This is a genomic window from Flavobacterium sp. HJJ (assembly GCF_015351475.1).
GTDB classification, from domain to species: domain Bacteria; phylum Bacteroidota; class Bacteroidia; order Flavobacteriales; family Flavobacteriaceae; genus Flavobacterium; species Flavobacterium marginilacus.
On the sequence record NZ_JADKPR010000003.1, the window covers coordinates 62,105 to 86,883 of the forward strand.

General features: G+C 37.5%; 12 protein-coding genes. All 12 read left to right on the forward strand.

Translation table 11 applies throughout. The features are described from left to right. Positions 1–105 precede the first annotated feature (105 nt). Positions 106–2,436 (forward strand): DUF5703 domain-containing protein, encoded by a 2,331-nt coding sequence (locus tag IRZ80_RS03715; protein ID WP_194640218.1) that lies wholly within the window; start codon positions 106–108, stop codon positions 2,434–2,436. 6 nt (positions 2,437–2,442) lie between these two features. Then, complete coding sequence (locus IRZ80_RS03720) at positions 2,443–4,893, forward strand: polysaccharide lyase family 1 protein (protein ID WP_194640219.1); 2,451 nt, start codon at positions 2,443–2,445, stop codon at positions 4,891–4,893. A 93-nt stretch (positions 4,894–4,986) separates the two neighbouring features. Continuing rightward, on the forward strand, positions 4,987–7,008 hold the full coding sequence (locus tag IRZ80_RS03725) for a glycoside hydrolase family 127 protein (protein WP_194640220.1): 2,022 nt from the start codon (positions 4,987–4,989) through the stop codon (positions 7,006–7,008). 409 nt (positions 7,009–7,417) lie between these two features. After that, positions 7,418–10,801 (forward strand): SusC/RagA family TonB-linked outer membrane protein, encoded by a 3,384-nt coding sequence (locus IRZ80_RS03730; protein WP_194640221.1) that lies wholly within the window; start codon positions 7,418–7,420, stop codon positions 10,799–10,801. A 19-nt stretch (positions 10,802–10,820) separates the two neighbouring features. Further along, positions 10,821–12,806: a RagB/SusD family nutrient uptake outer membrane protein gene (locus IRZ80_RS03735; RefSeq protein WP_194640222.1), complete on the forward strand. Its 1,986-nt coding sequence runs from the start codon at positions 10,821–10,823 to the stop codon at positions 12,804–12,806. A 98-nt stretch (positions 12,807–12,904) separates the two neighbouring features. Further along, positions 12,905–14,614: a polysaccharide lyase family 1 protein gene (locus tag IRZ80_RS03740; RefSeq protein ID WP_194640223.1), complete on the forward strand. Its 1,710-nt coding sequence runs from the start codon at positions 12,905–12,907 to the stop codon at positions 14,612–14,614. Between the two features lie 80 nt (positions 14,615–14,694). Further along, positions 14,695–15,366 (forward strand): DUF3826 domain-containing protein, encoded by a 672-nt coding sequence (locus IRZ80_RS03745; protein ID WP_228520793.1) that lies wholly within the window; start codon positions 14,695–14,697, stop codon positions 15,364–15,366. Positions 15,367–15,445: 79 nt separating this feature from the next. Further along, positions 15,446–17,107 (forward strand): polysaccharide lyase, encoded by a 1,662-nt coding sequence (locus tag IRZ80_RS03750; protein ID WP_410504212.1) that lies wholly within the window; start codon positions 15,446–15,448, stop codon positions 17,105–17,107. 129 nt (positions 17,108–17,236) lie between these two features. Continuing rightward, positions 17,237–20,389, forward strand: coding sequence for a DUF6298 domain-containing protein (locus IRZ80_RS03755; RefSeq protein WP_194640225.1), 3,153 nt, complete (start codon positions 17,237–17,239; stop codon positions 20,387–20,389). 123 nt (positions 20,390–20,512) lie between these two features. Next, positions 20,513–21,904, forward strand: a complete 1,392-nt coding sequence (locus IRZ80_RS03760; RefSeq protein WP_228520794.1) for a glycoside hydrolase family 140 protein — start codon at positions 20,513–20,515, stop codon at positions 21,902–21,904. Positions 21,905–22,036: 132 nt separating this feature from the next. Next, the gene (locus tag IRZ80_RS03765; RefSeq protein WP_194640227.1) at positions 22,037–23,611 is read left to right on the forward strand and encodes a glycoside hydrolase family 28 protein; all 1,575 of its coding nucleotides are present in this window, start codon (positions 22,037–22,039) and stop codon (positions 23,609–23,611) included. A 115-nt stretch (positions 23,612–23,726) separates the two neighbouring features. Next, the gene (locus IRZ80_RS03770) at positions 23,727–24,701 is read left to right on the forward strand and encodes a glycoside hydrolase family 43 protein (protein ID WP_194640228.1); all 975 of its coding nucleotides are present in this window, start codon (positions 23,727–23,729) and stop codon (positions 24,699–24,701) included. Positions 24,702–24,779: the final 78 nt, after the last annotated feature.

A 24,779-nucleotide genomic window follows, 5' to 3' on the forward strand; every position in this document is an offset into this window, starting at 1 on the left:
ATCTCCGCAAGTAACTCCACAATCAAATCGCCAATCTTTGTCGATGCTGTAAACGGAGATTCTTCGTTCCTCAGAATGACAAGCAAGACTTTAAAAACAATAAAATTGAAAAATTTAATATTCATATTTTCTTTCTTCTTCACGCTTTGCATCAAAGCGCAAATTCCTGTGCTTGATACTTACAACCAGGTCTGGAAAACGCAAAGCAACAATTCATCAGAATCTATGCCTTTGGGAGGCAGTGATATTGGTATGAATGTCTGGGTCGAGAAAGGCGATCTGTATTTCTATTTTTCGCGAAGCGGAACTTTTGATGAACATAATACATTATTGAAATTAGGTCGAGTGAAAATTACTTTAACTCCGAATCCGTTTAAGGATAATGAAGGTTTTCATCAGGAATTGAAACTCAAAGACGGTTATATTTTAGTTGGACAAAATGAGACTAAAATCAAACTTTGGGTCGATGTTTTTAAACCGATTATTCATGTTGATTTAGAAAATAAAAATCCGCTGAAAATGACGGCTTCTTATGAAAGCTGGCGTTATCAGAATCGTATTTCAAAAGGAAAAGAAAATAATGCCAATTCTTATAAATGGGCACCTCAGGGAGATCTTGTCAATTTTAAAGATTCGATTGCTTTTGAAAATAATGGACTTAAATTCTATCACAGAAACCGCGAGCAGACTGTTTTTGATGTTGCCATAAAACAGCAGAAAATGGAATCGGTTAAAGACCAGATGATGAATCCGATTGCCAATCTGACTTTCGGCGGATTCATGAAAGGCGATAACCTAAAACCAGACGGAACTTATTTAGGAAAATATCAGGATACGGATTTCAAAGGGTTTAGTTTAACGAGCGTTAAGCCTTCAAAAAGACAGTCGCTGGAAATTTATTTAAACACCAGCCAATCTGATTTTTCGACTTGGAATAATGGCTTGCAAAGTTTGATTGTTTCAAATAAAAACACAGCCAAACAAGCAGAGAAAAACACCATAAAGTGGTGGAATAATTTCTGGAACCGCAGTTTTATTTTTACGCAAAAAAATCAATCGACTGCAAAAGATTCGGTGTATCAAATCGGGCAGAATTATCAATTGTTCCGTTACATGCTCGGATGTAATGCTTACGGAAAGTACCCCACCAAATTTAACGGCGGACTTTTTACAGTTGATCCCGTTTATACCAACAAAGACCTGAGTTTCACTCCTGATTTTAGAAACTGGGGAGGAGGAACGATGACAGCTCAAAACCAGCGATTGGTTTATCATCCGATGGTAAAAAGCGGTGATTTCGATATGATGAAATCGCAGCTGGATTATTATTTAAGTATTCTAAAAAATGCCGAATTACGCAGTAAAGTCTATTGGAAACACAATGGAGCATCTTTCACAGAGCAATTGGAAAACTTTGGACTTCCAAATCCAGCGGAATATGAATGGAAACGGCCCGCAGATTACGATCCGGGAATGGAATACAACGCTTGGCTGGAGTACGAATGGGACACTGTTTTAGAATTCTGTCAAATGATGTTGCAGCAGAAAGAATATGCTGGAGAGGATATTCAGAAATACAATTCGTTCATCATTAGCTGTCTTCGTTTTTTTGATGAACATTATCAGTATTTAGCCAAACAAAGAGGCAGAAAAGTTTTGGATGGAAACGGACATTTGATTCTTTTTCCGGGTTCAGGAGCGGAAACGTATAAAATGGCGAATAATTCAAACAGTACTATTTCGGCATTGAAAGTTATTACAGAACAGTTTTTAAATCTTTCCGAAAAAGAATTGTCGGAAGAAGATATTGAATATTTAAGAGGCTTTCAAAAACGTATTCCTCCTTTAAATTTTGGCATCATTGAAAATCATAAAGTTTTGGTTCCGGCAAAATCGTGGGAACGCATTAATAATTCTGAGATTCCGCAACTATATCCAGTTTATCCTTGGGGAATTTATGGAGTGGGAAAACCCGATTTAGAAACCGCTTTGAACACATGGAAGTATGATACGGATGCTATTAAATTCAGAAGTCATATTGGATGGAAACAGGATAATATTTTTTCGGCTCGATTAGGTTTAACAGAAGAAGCAAAAAAATACAATCTTTTGAAAATGTCCAATTCAGAAAGAAGATTTCCTGCATTTTGGGGTCCGGGTTATGATTGGGTTCCTGATCATAATTGGGGAGGAGCAGGGATGATTGGCATGCAGGAAATGCTTTTGCAGGAAGTTAACGGAAAAATATATCTTTTTCCAGCTTGGCCAAAAGACTGGAATGTGCATTTCAAATTGCACGCTTCCCAAAACACAACAGTGGAAGCTGAACTGGTAAGTGGTGAATTAAAAGTTTTGAAAGTAATTCCGGAAGAAAGAAACAAAGACATTATAAACCTGCTCGGAAAATCTGAAGCAGAAAAAATGAAATTAAATTAAAAGAAAATGATAAAGAAGTTAGTGAGTTCTTTTGCTTTGGCAATGATTTTAGGAACTAATGGACAGGCGCAGAACAACGACAAGCAAATTGTAAAAGTTGATTTTGACTTTTTTCAGAGAAGATTGGAGGAAGTGCACGATCCAAGTTATGATTCGTGGGTGGTGAATGAAATGAAGGAAGACCAAAAAACTTTTAATGGAGTGGTATTTAAATTAAAAGGGAATTTCACTTCCAAATGGAACAAGGTGGGAATGAGCGCTCCTTTTTACAACAAATTAGCGAGCGACGGCTTGGTTACTTCCGAAAATTTGGAACTGAAAATCAGTGGATTGAAAGAAGGAAAACATACGCTTCTGACTTTTCATAATGCTTTTGACGTTATAACCGGAAAAACTTTTTCTCCGATAAAAATCTTTGTAAACGGAAAATTAGCAGAAACTGTAAATGCCAGTCAGAGGGCCAATGCCAAAATTGACGCGACAATGGCGTATTTGACTTTTAATGCCGTAAAAGCTCAGGATGTAATCATTCGTTTTGAAATCGATCCGATATCAAACCCTGATGTCGTAAAGCAGATTGTAATTAATGGATTTGAGCTGGACACACCAAATTTAATGAATCAAGCGCGTACTCCGGAACCAAAAAATGGAGACGAACACGTTGAGGCAGCTAAAAATGTTATTTTAAAATGGGATGCCTCAAAGAATGCTGTAGCTCACAAATTGTATTTTGGAGAAGATAAAAATGCTGTTGCAAATGCCAATGAATCTTCAAAGGAATTCAGAACAAAATCAATAGAGACAATATTTCCGGTTTCGGATTTATACAGCGGTACCACGTATTACTGGCGTGTGGATGAAATTGATAGCAATGGTAATATAACCCTAGGAAATCTCTGGTCATTCAAACCGGCTCAGCTGGCTTTTTCAGGAGCGGAAGGTTATGGCCGTTTTGCTGTTGGAGGCCGTGGCGGAAAAGTGGTTGAAGTAACCAACCTAAACGATGACGGACCAGGAAGTCTGCGCGATGCAGTCAATCAGCAAATTGGTCCAAGAACGATTGTATTTAACGTTTCTGGAGATATCAAACTGGATTCAAGATTGGTGGTGAACCAGCCTTATATTACGATTGCCGGACAGACAGCTCCGGGTGAAGGAATCACAATTACAAGAGCGCCAATCGGGTTGACCGGTGATGATGGTGTTATCCGATTTTTGAAAGTCCGAATTGGTGGCGGAAAAACCTATGACGGAATGGGGCTTACAGGTGCCAACTTCAGTATCATAGACCACTGTTCTATCAGCTGGACAATTGATGAATCATTTAGTTCGCGTGGTGCACACCACATTACATTGCAGAGAACTTTAATTTCTGAAGCATTAAATGTAGCAGGTCATGATAAATACGAAGCTGGAAAAATGCATGGATACGCTGCTACAATTGGAGGAGATATTGGCAGTTTTCACCACAATTTATTGGCACATAATGAAGGACGTAACTGGAGTATTGGCGGTGGTTTAAGCGGTGATGGATTCTACACGGGAAGAGTAGATATCAGAAACAATGTGGTTTACAACTGGGGACAAAGAGCAACAGACGGAGGAGCAAATGAGGTTAATTTTGTGGGTAATTATTATAAGCCGGGTGCTTCAACCAAAATTTTTGTGGCACTGAATGCACAGCACGAAGGGGTTGGAAAAGGAATGCAGCGTTATTATTTTGACGGAAACGTTATGCCTGGATATTTTGATGAAAAAACGCAGGATAAAGGAAGAAAAATGACAATAACTCATAATGAAATTGTCAACTATCTGACGTTTGTCGATAAACCGTTTTTTGAATCTTTTGTGAACACACAATCTGCGAATGGAGCATATAAGAATGTGCTTTCTGATGTTGGGGCTACTCAGCCGTTTTTTGACAAACACGATAACCGAATCATTGATGAAACCCTAAAAGGAACCTTTACTTACAAAGGAAGCAAAAGCGGTTTGGGAGGTATGATTGATAACGAAGCCGATCAGGGAGGATGGCCAAATTTTGCCTCCGAAACCCGTCCTGCGGATTGGGACACCGATCACGACGGACTGCCAAATTGGTGGGAAAAAGCTTTTGGTCTAAACGAAAATTCGAAAGCTGGTGATTTTTCAGAAGCTAATTCAGATGCTGATAAAGATGGATTTACACAATTGGACAATTATTTAGACTGGATGGCACAGCCTCATTTTTTTGTGAATTTGGGAGAAAAAACAGTTTTGAGCGCTTCTGATTATTTTAAAGGATATGAGAATAAACCAGTTTATACTTTCTCTAATCTTAACAACGGGAAAGTAGATTTAAAAGGAAAAGAAATTCAGTTTTCAACTGTAGAGAAAGGATTAGCGTCTTTTGTAATCACAGTAAAAGATGCCGATGGCGATTCTATGAGCCGAACTATAAATTTCTTTGTAAAGTAAGAGGAATAAAATATCTGTTCAATCTGCAAAATGTTCGCTAATTATTTTTCAAGTAGATTTTGCAGATTATGAAGGTTTTAAAATTTAATCAAAATGAAAAAAAATAGCATCATATTATCAGCCATACTTTTTTCAACTGCGTTATTGGCGCAGAACAAAGGTCTGGTTGCCAATTCCGAAAGTCCTTATTCTAAATTACAGAGTGTAGGATTACAGGATGTAAAGTGGACGAATGGTTTTTGGAAAGAACAATTTGATGTCGAAACCAAAAACACGCTTCCGTATATGTGGGATTTGTATCATAACGATTCGATTTCGCATGCTTATAAAAACTTCGAAATTGCAGCTGGAGAAAGCAAAGGAACTTTCAAAGGTCCTTCTTTTCATGATGGTGATTTTTACAAGATTTTTGAAGGGATGGCCGCGGCTTATGCCGTTACTAACGATAAAAAACTCGATGCCGAAATGGATAAAGCCATTGCTCTTTTTGCAAAAGTACAGCGTAAAGACGGTTACATCCACACACCGGTTTTGATAGACCAGCGCTGGGGAACTTTGGGGCCTGAGGAAGTAAAAAAACAATTGGGTTTTGAGAAATACAACATGGGGCATTTGATGACTGCAGCCTGTATTCATTATCGTGCTACCAGGAAAACCAATTTCTTGGAAATAGCAAAAGGTGTTGCTGATTTCTTATATGATTTCTACAAAAAAGCTTCGCCTGAATTAGCCCGAAACGCCATTTGTCCTTCTCATTATATGGGGATTGTTGAAATGTACCGTACCACGAAAAATCCGAAATATCTGGAATTGGTCAATAATCTAATCGATATCAGAGGAACTACTAATGATGGAACGGATGACAATCAGGACAGAATTCCGTTTAGACAGCAGACAACTGCCATGGGTCACGCCGTAAGAGCGAATTACCTGTATGCCGGTGTAGCCGATTTGTATGCTGAAACGGGAGAGAAAAAATTATTGGATAATCTGGAATCGATTTGGGATGATGTAGCCTACAGAAAAATGTATATTACTGGAGCCTGCGGTTCATTGTACGATGGTGTTTCGCCAGACGGAACTTCGTACAATCCTGCCGATGTTCAGAAAATTCATCAGGCGTATGGAAGGCCCTTTCAATTACCAAATGCTACTGCACATACAGAAACCTGTGCCAATATTGGAAACGTTTTGTGGAACTGGAGAATGCTTCAGATTACAGGTGATGCCAAATATGCAGACATAGTTGAATTGGCATTGTATAACAGTGTGCTGTCCGGAATTAGTCTGGATGGAAAAGAATTTTTTTATAACAATCCGCTGAATGTTTCTAATGACCTGCCTTTCAAACAAAGATGGAGCAAAGAACGCGAAGGTTATATCGCTTTGTCGAACTGCTGTGCACCGAACGTAACCAGAACGATTGCCGAAGTAAGTAATTATGCTTACAGCTTTTCGAAAGAAGGGTTGTATGTGAATTTATACGGAAGTAATAATTTGAATTCCACTACGCTTTCGGGAGAAAAAATTGAAATCGAACAGCAGACGAATTATCCATGGGATGGAAAAGTTACTTTGAAAGTTATAAAAGCTCCGAAAGACATTTACGCTTTTTTATTGAGAATTCCGGGCTGGAGTGCGGGAGCTGCTATTTCGGTTAATGGTAAAAATAGGAATGAAACTATAGTTTCTGGTGCATATCAAAAAATAGTACAAAAATGGAAAAAAGGAGATGTTATCGAATTGAATATTCCAATGCCGGTCGAATTGATGCAGGCGAATCCATTGGTGGAAGAAGTAAAAAATCAGGTAGCCGTAAAACGCGGTCCCTTGGTATATTGTTTGGAATCGAATGAACTTCCGGCCAATGTTAGTGTGAACAATATTGTTTTAAATGTGAATTCTAAATTCACGACAGATTTTATAAAAATTAACAATAGAGAATTATTGAGTATAACGGCCAGCTCGTCAATATTATCAGATAATTCTTGGAATAAAAAATTATATCAACCCATTTCTACTAACGAAGGAGTGAAGGTTTCTATAAAATTTATTCCTTATTATGCGTGGGGAAACCACGGGAAAGGAGAGATGGCTGTGTGGCTTTCGCACTAATTTCTAGTGTTATTATTATTTAAATTTTTGGATGTAATACTCTTTCAATTTTTTTGTGAGAAAAATAATTATTTTAGAATTTATTATAGCATAAATGATTAAAATGCGCTATTTTAAATATTGAATATTTTATAATATTGTGCGATTTTTTTTTGATTTATTTTTAATATGTGTAAAAAAATCAATTTTGTATTGCAATAAATATTTTTATTATCCTTTTATTTTAATAATTGATCAAATACAGCATAGTACAGGATGCATGCGGATATGTATCATTATAAATTTGAACAAAAATGATAAATGTTGTTTTTACATTTAAACATCGAAAACGATATAGATAATTATTAAACATTTATTTATTTTTTTTAACCTAACCAAGAAAATTAACAATTAACTAAAAACAAATTTTATGAAACAAACACTAGTAGTGAGAAGATGCAGTGTTATTTTATTTGTACTGATGAGTATGTTTACTTATGCTCAAACTGCAGTCAGTCAAATTAATGTCACAGGTACTGTTACTGATAATGCAGGAATACCTTTATCAGGTGTTAACGTAACCGAAAAATCATCGAAGAATACTGTTACTACAGATTTCACAGGTCATTATAAGATTACTGTAAAGAGTGATGCAACTTTGGTTTTCTCTTTTATAGGAATGAGAAAAATAGAAATTCCAATAGCAGGACGTACTGTTTTAAATACAAAACTGCAAGATGATTCTAATCAATTAGAGAACGTTGTAGTTATAGGTTATGGTTCTCAGAAGAAAAAAGATCTTACGGGGGCTGTTGCCACAATAAAGGCTACGGATCTTGAGAATTTGCCGGTAACGAACCTATCTGATGCATTGAGAGGACAGGTTGCTGGACTTTCTGTTACAAGCGCAACAGGTCGTCCTGGAGATGCTGGTACTATTTCAATCCGTCAATCTTTTGGTTTTGGAAAGGATGCAAATTCAGGAATACCGCTAATCGTGATTGATGATATGGTACAAGTAGATCCTGCCACAGGTTTGGCTACTTTGGATACTTTTAACAGATTGGATCCTTCGGAAATTGAGAGTATGACTATCTTGAAAGATGCATCTGCCGCTATTTATGGTTCCCGTGCATCACAAGGGGCAGTAGTTATAAGAACTAAGAAAGGAAAAGCCGGTAAAGCTAAGTTTAATTATAGTAGTCAGTTTGCTGTTAATGATGCAATTAGCCATAGCAAAACTATGAATGCCTATGAGTTTGGAGTTTTTAATAATAGATTTTTAACAGGAGGATTAGTTCCAGGAGTTGCGATTGATCCAAAAGTGCTGTTTTCTGCAAAGGAACTGGATGAAATGAAAGGGTTGGATTATGATTGGTTAGAAGAGGCTTGGAAACCTGCAATCCAACAAAAACATACGCTTAATATAAGCGGGGGCTCTGATAACATTACGTATTTTGCAGGGGTAACCAAATTTAGCCAAGATGCGAATCTTGGTTATCAAAAATATGAGAAATGGAATTATCGTACAGGGATTACCGCTAAAATTGCAAATAATTTAGATTTTTCTGCTTCTATGTCAGGAAATTCAGGGTTTGTGGATAAATCGTTTACCAAAGCAGCAGGAAATGTTAGCGGCTATGATACTAATGCAGGAGAACAATCTGATTATGACTTCCTGCTGCATATGCCAAAATTTGTTCCATGGCAAACAACAGTCGATGGCAAACAATATTACATGTCACCATTTCCTAATACGAATAAAAATTTTGGAAGTGCAAATGCCAATGCTAATATAGCAGGGTGGAATTATTTTGCGAATCTAAATAATGGATCCCATCAGACAACTGATGATGCTTCTTACAACTTTACTACTTCGTTGAACTACAAAGTAGCCAATATTAAAGGATTGTCTTTTAAGGGAAGTTTTGCAAGAACTCATAATTCCAGTAATGCAGAGCAAATTCAATTGCCTTATGACTTGGCAAGAATTACCAATTATCAGTTGCAGGATAACCACCTTGCAAGTGCAGCATATCCTAGTTCAACTATTAAAAACCCAGAGGTGGGTGGTGTTGTCGACTATGCAATAGAAACTAATGTTAGAAACGCAAGAGTGTATTATAATACAAGTTTTTCTAAAAGCACTCAAATGGACTTTTTTGCCAATTATGACAGAACTTTTGGAAGTCATCAAGTTAGTGCAATGTTTGGAGCTGAAAGGTCCGAGTCTAGTTGGGCCACTACTCGTTTAGCTTATACAAATACTCCTAAAGATTACCAAGGGGATTGGAATACTGCTGGAACAATTGATTCAGGTAACTCTACCGAATTTAGAGGAAATAATGCAACGATGTCGTATTTCGGTACTTTAAATTATAACTATAAATCAAAGTATTTGGCACAATTTCTTATGAGAAGCGATGCTTCCACGAAGTTTGCGCCTGAGCATTTTTGGGGAACTTTTCCATCACTTCAGTTGGGTTGGGTAGTTTCTAAAGAAGATTGGTTTGCGAATCATGTGTCAGCTGTGAATTTCTTTAAATTGCGCTATTCAATCGGTAAAACCGGAAAAGATAACCTTCCGCCTTGGAAATGGATGCAATTCTATGGACTAACTCCTAATAAAGGTTTTACATTTGGTTCTGGCGGTGGTCAATTAGGGTCTTCAGTGACTCCCAAAGTGGTTCCAAACAGAGAGACAGCATGGGATAGTACTTTAAAAAATAATTTTGGTATTGATATGGCTTTTTTAGACAGCAGACTGCAGTTTAATGCCGATTTCTATTATGATATTTCAAAAGACATGATTACTGACTTGAGCAGTGCAATTGGTGTGCCGGTTTCTGTTGGAGGAGGATTTGCAGAAGAGAATTATGCAGCCGTTGATGCTTGGGGGTCAGAGCTAAGCGTTACTTGGAGCGATAAAATAAAAGGTAAACTTAGTTACGATGTGGGCCTAAATTTTGGTTATGGAGATAATAAAATAGTGAAATATCCAAATCAAGGAAACCTTCTTCCTTCTAATAACACTAGTAGAGAAGGATATTCAAGCGGATATAATCCTGTATGGGGATTCAAAACATGGAAAGGAACTTCTACTGGTGACGGTATTTTGCGTACAGATGACGATATTGCTAACTATTGGAAATATTTGACTGATAATGCGAAGGCAGTAGGCGGTTCTCCAAGCTATTTAACAATTACTGATCCTACCAAAATTAAAAAAGGTTCTATGGCTTTTCAAGACGTTGCAGGTACGCTTCAAAATGACGGAACTTTGACAGGACCAGATGGTCAGATTATTGATAAAGCTGATTATGCTAAATTAGCGAATAGCAGCAGAACATATACAATTAATACCAACTTGGGAATTAAATACGAAGGTTTTTCTTTAAGAACCCAAATTGCAACTTCTTGGGGAGGAGCTACTTTTGTAGATTTGGTAAGTCAGTCAACCAGTAGTGCCAGTAATATGTGGGCACGCGAACCTTTTTGGAACGATATGTATGGAGCTGATAATTTAAACGGAAAATATCCTAATTTAGCGGCCGATGGTGCAACAAGTCCTTCAGATTTTTGGCAATTGAATACTTTTCGTTGTGTTATCAGAAATTTAACTCTTATGTATGATATTCCAAAACAATGTTTTGTGAATACCAAAATACAAAATATATCTTTAGGTGTAACCGGTAATAATCTTTGGGATCTTTACAATCCTTATCCTGGTCATTACCGTAATATGTACGACGACTCTTCTGTTGGGTATCCTACTCTTAGAACATGGTCGATTAATTTTAACGTATCATTCTAATTTAAATTTGATGACAATTATGAAAACAAAATTTAATATATATATAGCTTTAGGACTGTTGCTTGTTTTAGGTGCTTCCTGTAATGATAATTTTCTGGAAGACGTTGAGCCTATCGGTCAGTATGATGATTCATTCTATCAAAGTCAAGAGCGCGTACAGGCGTATGTTGATAATCAGTACTATGAGTTTTTTTCATCTTATAAATCACCAACATCAAGTGTGGTCGGACTTTATACAGATACCAATACCAAACTGACTGAAGAGTTAGGAGGGGTTCAGGATTTTACTAATCCAAGTAAAACCCTTAATACTTCAGATCTGGCCAATGGTTATTATGGTGCCAAAATAAGCACTACTGTTAATAATAATCCTTATACTAGGATAAGAGAATGCAATAATTTACTGGAGGATATTGACGTAAAAGGCGCTGCTCTAGATAAAACATTCCGTGATCGGGCAAAAGGTCAAATGTATTATATGCGTGCCATACAATATTTTGATTTGATGCGTACTTATGGAGGGGTTCCTATTGTAACAACTGTTGAACAAGCGACTTTAGATAACCCAGCTATTCAAATTCCAAGAGCAAAAGTATCTGAGGTAGTGGCTCAAATAGTAAAAGATTTAGATATGGCAGCCAGTTTGCTGCCGGGAGATTGGTCTGGTGCCTATGGACGTTTTACAAGAGGTGCGGCATTGGCTCAAAAATCCCGTGTACTGTTAACGTTTGCAAGTCCTTTGTTTAATAAAAACTGGGATGGTTCTAATGAACGCTGGCAAGCGGCTTTAGATGCCGGATTGGCAGCAGAGACACAATTAACGCAAGATGGTTACGGATTATATGGAACTACAATAAAAGACTGGGATAACATGTTTTTAATTGATAACCTTAAGTGTAAAGAAGCAATCACAGTGCAGCTTTTAAGTAATACAAATACTGATGTAAACTTTAACTTAAACAACAACTGGGAAAAATCGATGCGTTTACCGGGTCAAGGAGGAACAGGAGGAGTTAATGTACCTAAGGAGATGATTGATTTGTTCCCGCTTGCAGATGGCAGAAGACCTACTCCTGCCAATGGATATAACGATTTTACTTTCTTTATGAACCGAGATCCTAGATTTTACAGAACGTTTGCTTTTTCAGGTATGACGTGGGCATATAAAGAAAGCGTAGTTAATGCTACTTACAGACCTGTTGTTTGGGCTTATCGTTGGTTAGATAGTGCTGGTAAAGCATATTTCAGTGATCTTAATACTACAGTATCAAGTCCTGCATTTGTTCGAAAAATGAGTAATCAAACAGCATCAAACGCAACCAATTACCAGTATTCGCCAACTGATATTTTTGAATACCGTTATGCTGAATTGTTATTGAACATTGCTGAATGTTATGCAGCATTAGGACAAACGGCAAATACTTTAGCCTATTTAGGAAAAATTAGAGCTCGTGTCGGTATTCCTTCGGCAAATAATTATGGAATAGGCACATTGGTAAATAAATATGCCGCTATCGAAGCTTGTTTATACGAGCGCAGAGTTGAGTTGGCTTATGAAGGTAAACGTTTTTGGGATGTTCAGCGTTGGATGCTTTATGATGATGCATCATTGCCTGGAATTGTAGGAGGTACTGTTAGTAAATTAGGTTTAGCACCTATCAATGGGACACAGCGTACAGGAAGTTTTTTACAGTACAAAACGACTGCAACTGCTGCCGATCCTTTGGCAACTTTACGAGCAAGTATTGTAGTTGATCCAGATGCTGCTAATTTCCAAACACAATTGACAGCTTTAGCGACTTTTTATAATACAAATTTTGTACGTGCAAATTTAATTACCCCTATGGATAATGTTGGTGGAGCTGCTGTTAAAATTAAATTTAATCCAAATTATTACATAAATGGTATTAAAACAGATGTTTTAACCGTAAACCCATGGTTATCGCAAACTATAGGATGGTTGAGTAACATTAGTGCAGCTGGTACTTTTAATTATCAAGAATAGTAATAATATAAAGTATTTGAAAAACAATAAAACCAATCACCTGTATTCATAAGATACAGGTGATTTGTTTAAAAAGATTATCATAATCAAAAATTAACATGAAAAATTTCACTTTATCGGCTATTTCTCTATTGTTCTTGGGAAGTATCCAATGTTTTGCACAGTACCCAAAAATAAGCCCTGAAATGGCGGCGCAATCCAAAGCTTTTATAGATGAAGCTGATAAACGTTCGGACGAAGCTTGGGAAAAAGCATTAGTTATTATTGAAGAAGAAGCTAAACACGGAAAGCCTTATATCCCATGGGCATCAAGACCAAACGATTTACCACAGGCGTCTATACCTGCTTTTCCAGGAGCTGAAGGAGGAGGTATGTACACTTATGGCGGCCGTGGCGGAAATGTTTACACCGTTACAAGCCTTGAAGACAAAGGTCCGGGAACTTTACGTGAAGCCTGCGAACAGGGCGGAGCCAGAATCATTGTTTTCAATGTATCAGGAATTATTAGAATTAAAACGCCGTTAATTATTCGTGCGCCTTATATTACGATTGCAGGACAAACCGCTCCAGGCGATGGTATCTGTGTAGCGGGAGAATCTATTTGGATCAATACTCACGATGTCGTTATTCGTCATATGCGTTTTCGTCGAGGCGAAACTTTCGTCGGACGCAGAGATGATTCAATTGGAGGAAATCCTGTTGGGAATATCATGATTGATCACGTTTCTGCTACTTGGGGATTAGATGAAAATATGTCCATGTACAGACACATGTACAGTCCGGGTGCAGGTTATCCGGATGTAAAATTGGGTACGGTAAACATTACCATCCAAAACAGTCTGTTCGGAGAAGCTTTGGATACCTATAACCATGCTTTTGGAAGTACCTTAGGCGGTGAAAACTGCTCTTTCATGAGAAATATGTGGGCAAATAATGCAGGCAGAAATCCATCTATCGGCTGGAATGGGATTTTCAATTTTGTAAATAACGTAGTTTTCAACTGGTATAACAGATCAACAGATGGCGGCGATTATACAGCCAACTATAATATCATTAATAACTTTTACAAACCAGGACCAGTTACTGATTTGACTCAGCCAATCAGCTACAGAATTTTAAAACCGGAATCAGGAAGAAGCAAATTGCCTTATATGGTTTTTGGAAGAGCTTATGTAAACGGAAATATCGTTAATAATAATGATAAAATAACCAAAGACAACTGGGACGGCGGTATTCAGATCGAAAATAAAAAAGGAGAATTAATGGGGTATGATGAAGCCAAAACTTATTTCGATAAAATGAAAAGTGACAAACCTTTCCCAATGCCATGGTTCCGTCCTTTCATGAAAGCAGATGAAGCTTATGAATTCGTTCTTAAAAATGTAGGAGCAACTTTGCCAATCAGGGATAAGGTTGATGAAAGAATCGTAAGAACCGTGAAAACTGGTGTTCCTGAATATGCAAAAGGATTGGAGAAAAAAGAATTTTATCAATTTGAACACCGCCGTTTACCGATGGATTCATACAAGCAGGGAATCATCACGGATATTTCACAAGTAGGAGGATATCCAGAATACAAAGGGAAGCCTTATGTTGACACAGATAAAGACGGTATGCCGGATGCATGGGAGAAAAAATATGGTTTGAATCCGAAAGATCCATCTGATGCAAAAGGAGATTTAAACGGTGATGGATATTCTAATATCGAAGACTATATTAACGGAGTAAACCCGGCTATCAAAGTGGATTGGACAGATTTAGCCAATAACAAAGAAACATTAGTTAGACCTTTGTTAGATTTAAACTAAAAATGATTTTTGACAATAATCTTGTTTCAGGATTACCGAATTATGAAACAAGATTGTTATCAAAAACTAAATAAAATAAGATGAAGTCAATAAAAAAAATAAGTTTGATGTTTTTGCTTTTTGCTTTTTGCAAACTAAGCGCACAGCAATATGCGGACCCCGAGTATATCAAGGTTACCAATGAAAGAGCAGCTAAAATTGTCGAAAAATTAGCCTTGAATAACAAACAAAAAGAAACTGCTGTAACCGATATCATTGCACAGCAGTTCCGTGATTTGAGTAAAATCCAGGATGCTAGAGATGCTGAAATTAAAAAAATAAAAGAAGACAGCAGTTTAGTCAAAGAAAAACAAAATGAGAAAATTGATAAGCTGAAAGCAGATGCTGATAAATCAATTGACAGACTGCACAAGTCCTATTTGAAAAAATTAGGTACTCAGTTAAACGAAGCTAAAATCATTGAAGTAAAAGACGGAATGACTTATGGAGTGCTTCCTATTACTGTTGCAGGCTATAACGATATGCTGCCAAATTTGACAGAAGCACAAAAAAAATACATTTACGATGCCTTGGTTGAAGCAAGAGAGCATGCTATGGACGGAGGTTCATCTAAGGAAAAACATGGCTGGTTTGGTAAATACAAAGGTAGAATCAACAACTATTTATCAAAAGAAGGTTACGATCTTAACAAAGAAAGTGCTGACTGGCACAAGCGTATTGAAGAAAGAGAAAAAGCTAAATCAGGTAAATAAGCGATTAATTTCGTAAATTCAATTCTTAATAAAAATTCAAATGCTGCATATTTTCCAAAAAAAAAGTTTCCAAAAAACGATGATGGCGGTTATTTTAGGCTTTTCATTTTCATCAGCTTTTGCCCAATATCCTATAATTCCTCCTGCATTACAGGCAAAAACAGATTCCATTCTTGCAAAAGAGGAAGTTCGATTGGCTGAGATTTGGAAAAACAACGAAAACATACTTAAAGAAGAAGCCAAACACGGCAAACCATATTTGCCTTGGGCATCCTATCCAAAAGATTTTGTTCAGGCTGATATTCCGGCATTTCCTGGAGCCGAAGGAGGAGGAGCTTATACTCAAGGAGGCCGTGGCGGAAAAATATTTGTCGTGACCAGTCTGGAAGACAGCGGAAAAGGCACTTTCCGTGAAGCTTGTGAAGCCGTTGGAGCAAGAACTATTGTCTTCAATGTTTCAGGAATTATTCAGTTGAAGAAAAGAATCAGCATGCGTGCGCCTTACGTAACCATTGCAGGACAAACTGCTCCAGGTGACGGAATCTGCATTGCTGGCGAAACCTTGGAAATTGATACACATGACGTAATTATCCGTCACATGCGTTTTCGCAGAGGTGCAACAGAGGTAACCCGAAGAGACGACGCGTTGGGAGGAAATCCAATGGGAAATATTATTGTTGACCACTGTTCGATGAGCTGGGGACTGGACGAAAATATCTCTTTATACAGACACCAATTTCAGGCTAACGATAAATCAAAGCTAGAGAAACTGCCGGCTTGTAACATTACCATTCAAAATACAATTTCATCCGAAGGTTTAGATACTTATAATCATGCATTTGGAAGTACTATCGGAGGATTAAACAGTACCTTTATGCGTAATTTATGGGCAGATAATATTTCAAGAAACGCTTCTATCGGAATGTACGGCGATTTTAATTTTGTGAATAACGTGATCTTCAACTGGTGGAATCGTACACTGGACGGAGGAGATTATCGCTCGATGTTTAATATCATTAATAATTATTTTAAACCGGGACCAATAACTCCCACAGATCAGCCGATTCGTTACAGAATTCTGAAACCGGAATCAGGTTACATGAAACCTAAAACTTACGGAAGAGCTTATGTTTCCGGAAATTTCATCGTAGGTTCTCCAGAAGTTACAGCTGATAACTGGAATGGCGGTGTACAACTCGAAGACCAATCGGCAGAAGAAACAAAAGATTTCTTAGAATTGATCAAACAGCCGAAAGCTTTTTCAATGCCTAAGTTTTCAATAATGAAAGCAGAAGAAGCCTATGAATTTGTTCTGAATAATGCAGGAGCAACTTTGCCAAAACGTGATGCAGTTGATGAGAGAATTGTTAAACAGGTTCGCACCGGAAAAATAGAAGTGAAAGACGGTTTGGAAAACACAATCGGAAAAGAATATATCAAAAGAAGATTGCCTGCCGACTCTTATAAAAAAGGAATTATCACACATCCTGACCAAGTAGGCGGTTATCCGGAATACAAAGGAAAAGCGTATAAAGATTCTGATAATGACGGAATCCCGGATGTCTGGGAAAAGAAATTTGGTCTGAATCCAAACGATGCATCTGATGCAAATAAAGATTCAAATGGAGATGGTTATACCAATATTGAAAAATATTTTAACGGTATAGATCCAAAAGGAAAAACAGATTGGACAAAACCGGAAAATAATAAGGATACTTTATCGAAAGTTTTACTGCAGTAAGATTAATAAAGAATAGAAGAAAAATTATAGAAAATAGAATATAGAGAATAGAAAAAAGAGAGAACTCATCATGAGAAAATCTATATTTTTTGTTCTGTTTTCTATGTTCTAAAGAAATCTAAAATTAAAATGAATTTTATTCAACTCAAAAATATAATGACAAAACAGGATTTACTCGTTCTATCCTGTTTTGTTATTTTCTTTAGTGCCAATATTAGTACGGCACAAAACACATTTCCTGATATTACAAAATCCAAAGAAGGAAAACTGGAACGGACCACTGACGCAAAAGGAAACCAGATTCCTGATTTTTCTTTTGCCGGATATAAAGCTTCTTCGGTTGCCATTCCTGATGTTGCGGTTAAAGTTTTTGTACCTCATATTGATGGTGATGCTACAAAAACTATTCAGACAGCGATAGATTACGCAGCCAAATTGAAAGCCGATAAAAACGGTTTCAAAGGAACGGTACTTTTAGACAAAGGTACTTTCAAAGTTTCGGGTGTAATCAATATTAAAGAAAGCGGAATTGTACTAAGAGGAAGTGGTTCTGATACTAACGGAACAATGCTGTTAGGAACTTCCATTAACAGAAGCGCCATTATCAGCATCAGCGGAATCAACAATCAAATTTTAAAAGATAAATTCGAATTAGCCGATAATTTCACGCCATTAGGAGCAATAGTTTTAAATGTAAAAAATGGAACTTCTCTAAAAAAAGGAGATCATATTACAATCAATACACCGATTACCAAAAACTGGATTGATCTTTTATCAATGAATGATTTTGGCGGAGAAAGCGGATGGATCGGATGGAAAGCGGATGATTTCGTGATTCGTGCCGACAGGGAAATTATAAATGTTCAGGGAAATAAAATCACTATTGATGCGCCTTTAACGAATGCATTAGATGAAGAATTATCCAAATCAACTGTAGTCAATTACAATTGGTCTGGAAGAATAAATAATTCAGGTGTTGAAAATCTCACTTTGAAATCAGAATATGATACAACGAATACCAAAGATGAACAGCACCGTTGGACAGGAATTTCTGTTGAAAATGCTGAAGATGTTTGGGTACGGCAAGTCAATTTTGAACAATTTGCAGGCAGTGCCGTTTCGGTTTTGAAAACAGCCAAAAGAATTACAGTCGAAGATTGTTTGTCATTGAATCCAATTTCGGAAATCGCATCTTTTAGAAGAAACACTTTTTATACAGAAGGTCAGCAAACTTTATTTCAGCGTTGTTATTCGGAATTTGGATATAATGATTTTGTAGTCGGAGGTTACGCTACGGCCGGTCCAAATGTGTTTTTGCAATGCGAATCGCATCAGCCTTTTAGTTTCAGCGGATCGGTTGGAAGCTGGGCAACCGGAATCCTCTTCGATGTTTCTTTAATTGACGGAAATGCGATCAGTTTTAAAAATAAAGAACAAGACGGTAGAGGCTTGGGATGGAATGTTGCTAATAGCGTAATCTGGGAAACATCAGCATCCAAAATAGAAAATTATAGTCCGCCAACGGCAAACAACTGGGCATTTGGAGTTTGGGCGCAATGGGCAGGAAACGGTCATTGGAAAGACGTGAACAATCACATCAGCCCGAGAAGTTTGTTTTATGCTTTGTTGGAACAGCGTTTCGGTAAATTACCTATGAATGCTCAGATTATGGATTTGGGTACAGAACCTTCTTCAAGTCCGACATTGGAACAGGCAAAAGAATTAACAGCCGAAGCTTATAAATTAAACGAAACTTTAAAAGAGTTTATCGTTAAAGCATCAGCCCGAAATCCAATTTCGATTGATTATGGCAAAGCCAAAAGAATTGACGAAGTAAAAACTGATGCCGTTGCAAATGCGAATTCCAATAAAATTGTTCTGACCAACGGATTATTAACTGCTGAAAATGGTGTTATTACCGGAGAAGTGGTTGATGTGCCTTGGTGGAGAGGCAGTTTGCGTGAATCCGAAGTTTCGAAATCCAGACCGCATATTACCCGATTTGTGCCTGGACATTATGGATTGGGTTACACCGATAATCTGGAAGAAACCGTAAATTATTTAGTCGAAAATAATAAATCGGCGATTGACCATAATTACGGACTTTGGTACGAACAAAGAATGGCCGATCACGAACGCATCCGCAGAATAGATCCTGATGTATGGGCACCTTTTTACGAACAGCCTTTTGACAGAAGCGGTCAGGGAATTGCGTGGGATCATTTGAGCAAATACGATTTGACGCGATACAACGCCTGGTACTGGAACCGATTGAAAACCTTTGCAGAATTAGCAGGACAAAAAAATAAGATTCTCTTAAACGAAAATTATTTTCAGCATAATATTCTAGAAGCCGGAGCACACTGGGCAAGTTCTCCTTGGCGTCCAGCTAATAATGTCAATACTACAGGATTACCCGAACCACCGCCTTATGCAGGTGATAAAAGGATTTTTCTTGCCGAACAATTTTATGATATAAAAAATACCGATATACGTAAATTGCACGCAGCATTCATTGAAAAAAATCTCGAAAATTTCAAAGACAACGCCAACGTTCTGCAACTCACAAGTGCCGAATATACAGGTCCTTTAAGCTTTATGCAATTTTGGATTGATGTTATAGCCAATTACGAAAAGTCGCATCAAAACCAATCGAAAATAGCTTTGAGTGCTACTAAAGATGTTCAGGATGCTATTTTGAATGATGTTGAAAGAGCTAAAACTGTTGATGTAATTGATATCAGATATTGGTATTACAGAGAAGACGGAACGGCATATGCTCCGGAAGGTGGCGTAAATTTAGCACCGCGCCAGCACGCTCGTAAAATCAAAACTGGAAAAGAAACAGATGATCAGGTCTATCGTGCCGTTCGTGAGTACCGTGAAAAATATCCGGAAAAAGCTGTGCTGTATTCCACGATGGGAGCACCCCGATTTGGATGGCCGGCATTAATGGCCGGAGCTTCTTTGGCAAATGTTCCAAAAATTGAACTTTCGACCTTTCATTCTGCCCTTATTGGTATGAAATTTGCAGAAGGAACTACTTTTTCAGATAACCTTTGGACACTTGAAAATAAAGGCAATGCCTATTTGTTTTATCTAAAAAACGATCAGGATGTTTCAATAGATTTATCAAATTACAAAGGAACTTTTGAAGTATATGCAATCAATGCTTCAAATGGAAATGTAACTAAAAAAGCAAGTATCAGCGGGGGAAAACAAGTTGTAATTCCGCAGGCTGAAATCAAGGAAAAAGTACTTTTTGTAGTAAAGAAAAATTAATCAAGGTTTGTCATTGCGAGGAACGAAGCAATCACATAACGAGAGCAACTAAGTAAGATTGCTTCGTTCCTCGCAATGACAAATAAATACACAATTCAAAATAAAAACAAGATGAACCTGAAAATGAAATACCTATTTGCTCTGAGCATAAACTTTCTGTTGACAGCACAAAGTGGATTTTCTCAATCTGAAAAGTCAAAAGCTTTACCTAGAATCAAAGTTTCCGAAAACAAACATTATTTTGTTACCGAAGACGGTAAGCCATTTTTCTGGTTAGGCGACACAGGCTGGCTGACATTTAGCAAACTGGACAGAGCAGGTGTTGAAAAATACCTTCAGGATCGAAAAGCAAAAGGATTCAATGTCGTTCAAGTAATGGTATTGCATAATCTGAATGCTGTAAATGCGTATGGCGATCAGGCCCTGATGAATGATAATCTGGCGGATCAGATTACTTCGCCTGGCAATGATCCAGACAATGCTCCCGAATATGATTATTGGGATCACATAGATTACACTTTGGAAGTAGCTCAAAAAAACGGAATCTATCTTGCAATGGTTCCGGTTTGGGGAACCAATGTTTCAAAAGGGAATAAAGTGAGCAAGGAACAGGCAGTTAAATACGCGAAGTTTTTAGCCGACCGATATAAAAACAAAACCAATGTAATTTGGCTAAATGGAGGCGATACCCACGGAAACGAATTTCAGGACATTTGGAACGCCATCGGAAACACATTAAAAACGAGTAACCCAAATCAGCTGGTGACTTTCCATCCTTTCGGAAGAACCGATTCTTCTGACGATTATCACAATGCATCTTGGTTAGATTTCAATATGTTCCAATCAGGTCACAGAAGATACGATCAGGATTCGTCGAAAACCGCTTTCAAAGAAGACAATTACAAATTTGTTCACAGAGACTGGGATTTAAAACCAACAAAACCAACGCTTGACGGAGAACCATCTTACGAAGGAATTCCACACGGTTTGCACGATACTTTGCAACCATTATGGAAAGCTAGTGATGTGAGACGTTATGGCTATTGGTCTGTTCTTGCTGGTGGTGCAGGTTATACTTACGGACATAATGCGGTGATGCAAATGTTTAGAAAAGGCGACAAACCCGCTTATGGAAACAAAGTGTTTTGGTACGATGCCATTAATGCACCTGGTGCAGGGCAAATGGTTTACATCAAAAAATTAATGTTGAGTTTTCCTTATTTGGAAAGAGTTCCGGATCAATCTTTAATTGCTAATCAAGGTGAAAAATACGATTATTTGGTAGCGACAAGAGGGGAAAATTACGCTTTGATTTATACTTATAATGGCAGAAAAATTGCTGTTAATATGGGGAAAATTGCAGGAGATAAAGTAACGGCAACTTGGTACAATCCAAGCAACGGACAAAAAACAAAGATTGGAATTTTTGATAATAAAGGAACCAAAGAATTTCAGCCTTCAGGCAAAAAAGAAGACGGAAACGACTGGGTTTTAATTTTAAGTTCGAATAAATAAAAAATTTGCACGCAGATTTCGCAGATTTTCGCAGAAAAATCTGTGTTAATCTTTTCTTCCGACAGTTATCGGGAGTGGCTAAAATTGAAAATCTGCACTAATCTGCGGAATCTGCGTGCAAAAATAAACACTATGAAAATCAAAAACATCATAATCATACTCTGTTTCCTAACAGGTTTAAATACCGCTTTCGCAAATGACGGCTGGTACAATATCCTAAATGAAGGCGGAAATAACAAAGGAATAAAATGCACTGAAGCCATTCAGAAGACAATCGAAAAAGCCTCTGCAAATGGTGGAGGAACTATCTTTTTTCCTGCCGGTGAATACTTAACTGGAGCATTAAGACTAAGAAGCAACATTACAATTTATTTGGATTCGGGTGCACTTTTGAAATTTTCCGATAATTTTGATGATTACCTGCCATATGTAGAAATGCGTTATGAAGGAATCGTAATGCAGTCATTTTCTCCATTATTTTATGCCAAGGATGTCGAAAATATCACCATCAAAGGACGAGGTGTAATCGACGGACAGGGAAAAGCGTGGTGGAATGAAGTCTATCGAATCGAAACTGCCAAAGGCCCGATTCCGGAAACCAAATACCAAAAAATGTGGGTAGAACAAAACAAAGGAATTGTTTATGAACCTTACTACAAAAGAACGATTGACAAACATTTTTTCAGACCTTCTTTCTTTCAAACTTACAATTGCAAAAACATTTTGATTAAGGGTGTGACCTTCCAAAATTCGCCTTTTTGGACAATAAATCCCGAATTCTGTGACAATGTTACCGTTACGGGAATCACGATTTTCAATCCGTATTCACCCAATACAGACGGAATCAATCCTTCTTCCTGCAAGAATGTGCACATCTCGGACTGTCATATCAGCGTTGGAGACGATTGTATTACCATCAAATCGGGTCGTGACGCAGACGGACGAAAATACGGGAAAGCTTGTGAGAACGTAACCATTACGAATTGTACAATGTTAAGCGGTCACGGAGGGGTCGTTATCGGAAGCGAAATGTCTGGCGGAATCAAAAAAGTGACGATTTCCAATTGTGTTTTTGATGGAACCGACAGGGGAATCCGTATCAAATCGGCTCGTGGACGCGGAGGTGTTGTCGAAGATATTCGCGTTGATAATATCGTGATGAAAAACATCAAAGAGGAAGTTTTTGTTTTGGATTTATTTTACGATAAAGACAATGCGGTGGAACCGGTTACCGAGCGAACTCCGATTTTCAGAAACATTCATATGAGCAATATTACCGGCGGAAATGTAAATAAAGCCGGAGTTATTCGAGGAATTTCCGAAATGCCAATTCAGAATATCTCTTTTTCAGACATCAACATTGATGGAAAAGAAGGTTTCTCTGTAATCACGGCATCTGATGTTGAATTTCACGATGTAAAAGTGAATGCGACAGTGGGATCCTCTTTCAAAATCAGCGATTCTAAGAATCTGATTCTTGACAATTCAGGTTCGTCAACTCCTATAAAGGGAACTCCGGTTATCAAATTGGACAATGTTTCGAATGTAATGATTAACAATAATTTCCCTTTCAATGCAACCGATATTTTCATTGAAGCTGACGGAAAAGAAACGAAAAATATTTTTGTAAAAAATAATGTTTTCAATAACGTTTCGACGGTGGTTAAAAAAGGCGCGAGTTTAGATAAAAAAGCAATTGTAGAATAATCCCCACCCCAACCCTCCCCAAAGGGGAGGGAGCCAAAACAAAATTGTTGGTGGCGAAAAAGACAGAAACAAGATTTGTAATACTATTCCAATTTTGGAAATAATATAAAATATAATGTTCACAATAAAAAAACATTCCAATAATCACATCTCGGCTCCCTCTCCTTTGGGGAGGGTTGGGGTGGGGATTTTATTATTTTTCACTTTATTAAGTTTTTCCCAAAAAAAGAAAGAAATCTACTTGTTCACATCTTTCAGGGAACCAGCTACCGAAGGTTTGTATCTCGCCTACAGCGAAGACGGCTACAACTGGAAAGGCCTTGAAGGATCGTTTCTAAAACCCGAAATTGGCGGAAGCGAAACCAAAATTATGCGTGATCCATCAATCACAAAAGGCGCAGACGGAACCTATCATTTGGTTTGGACAACCGATTGGAAAGGCGGAAACGGTTTTGGATACGCTAGTTCAAAAGATTTGATTCATTGGTCAGAACAACAATATATTCCCGTGATGAAGAACGAGCCGGAAGTGGTAAACGTTTGGGCTCCCGAAATTTTTTATGACGATGTCAAGAAAGAATACATCATTATTTGGGCTTCAACAATTCCGTTTCGTTATGCAAAAGGTCAGGAAGAGGAGAAAAACAACCACAGGATGTATTACGTGACAACCAAAGATTTCAAAACATTTTCGGATACCAAATTGTTTTACGAGCCCGGTTTTAGTGTCATTGATTGTGTGATTGTCAAAAAAGGCAAAAAGGATTATGTTTTGGTTTTGAAAGACAACACAAGGCCGATGCGAAACATCAAAGTGGCTTTTGGGAAATCGGTTTTAGGGCCTTTCGGCAAAAGCTCAGAGCCTTTTACAGCCCATTTGTCAGAAGGACCTACGGTTGTAAAAATCAAAAACAAATGGCTGATTTATTACGACAACTACGGTGAGAAAAATTACAAGGCTTCAAGTACTTCAGACTTTGTTCATTTTGAAGATGTTTCCTCAAAGATAAGCCTTCCAGAAGGACACAAACACGGAACGATTACAACTATTTCGTCAGCAGTTTTAAAAGGATTAATTGAAAAGAAGTAAAATATAATGCCATAGATTTCAAAGATTAGAAAAGAAAATACAAATAAAAAATCTGCGTAAATCTGCGAAATCTGCGTG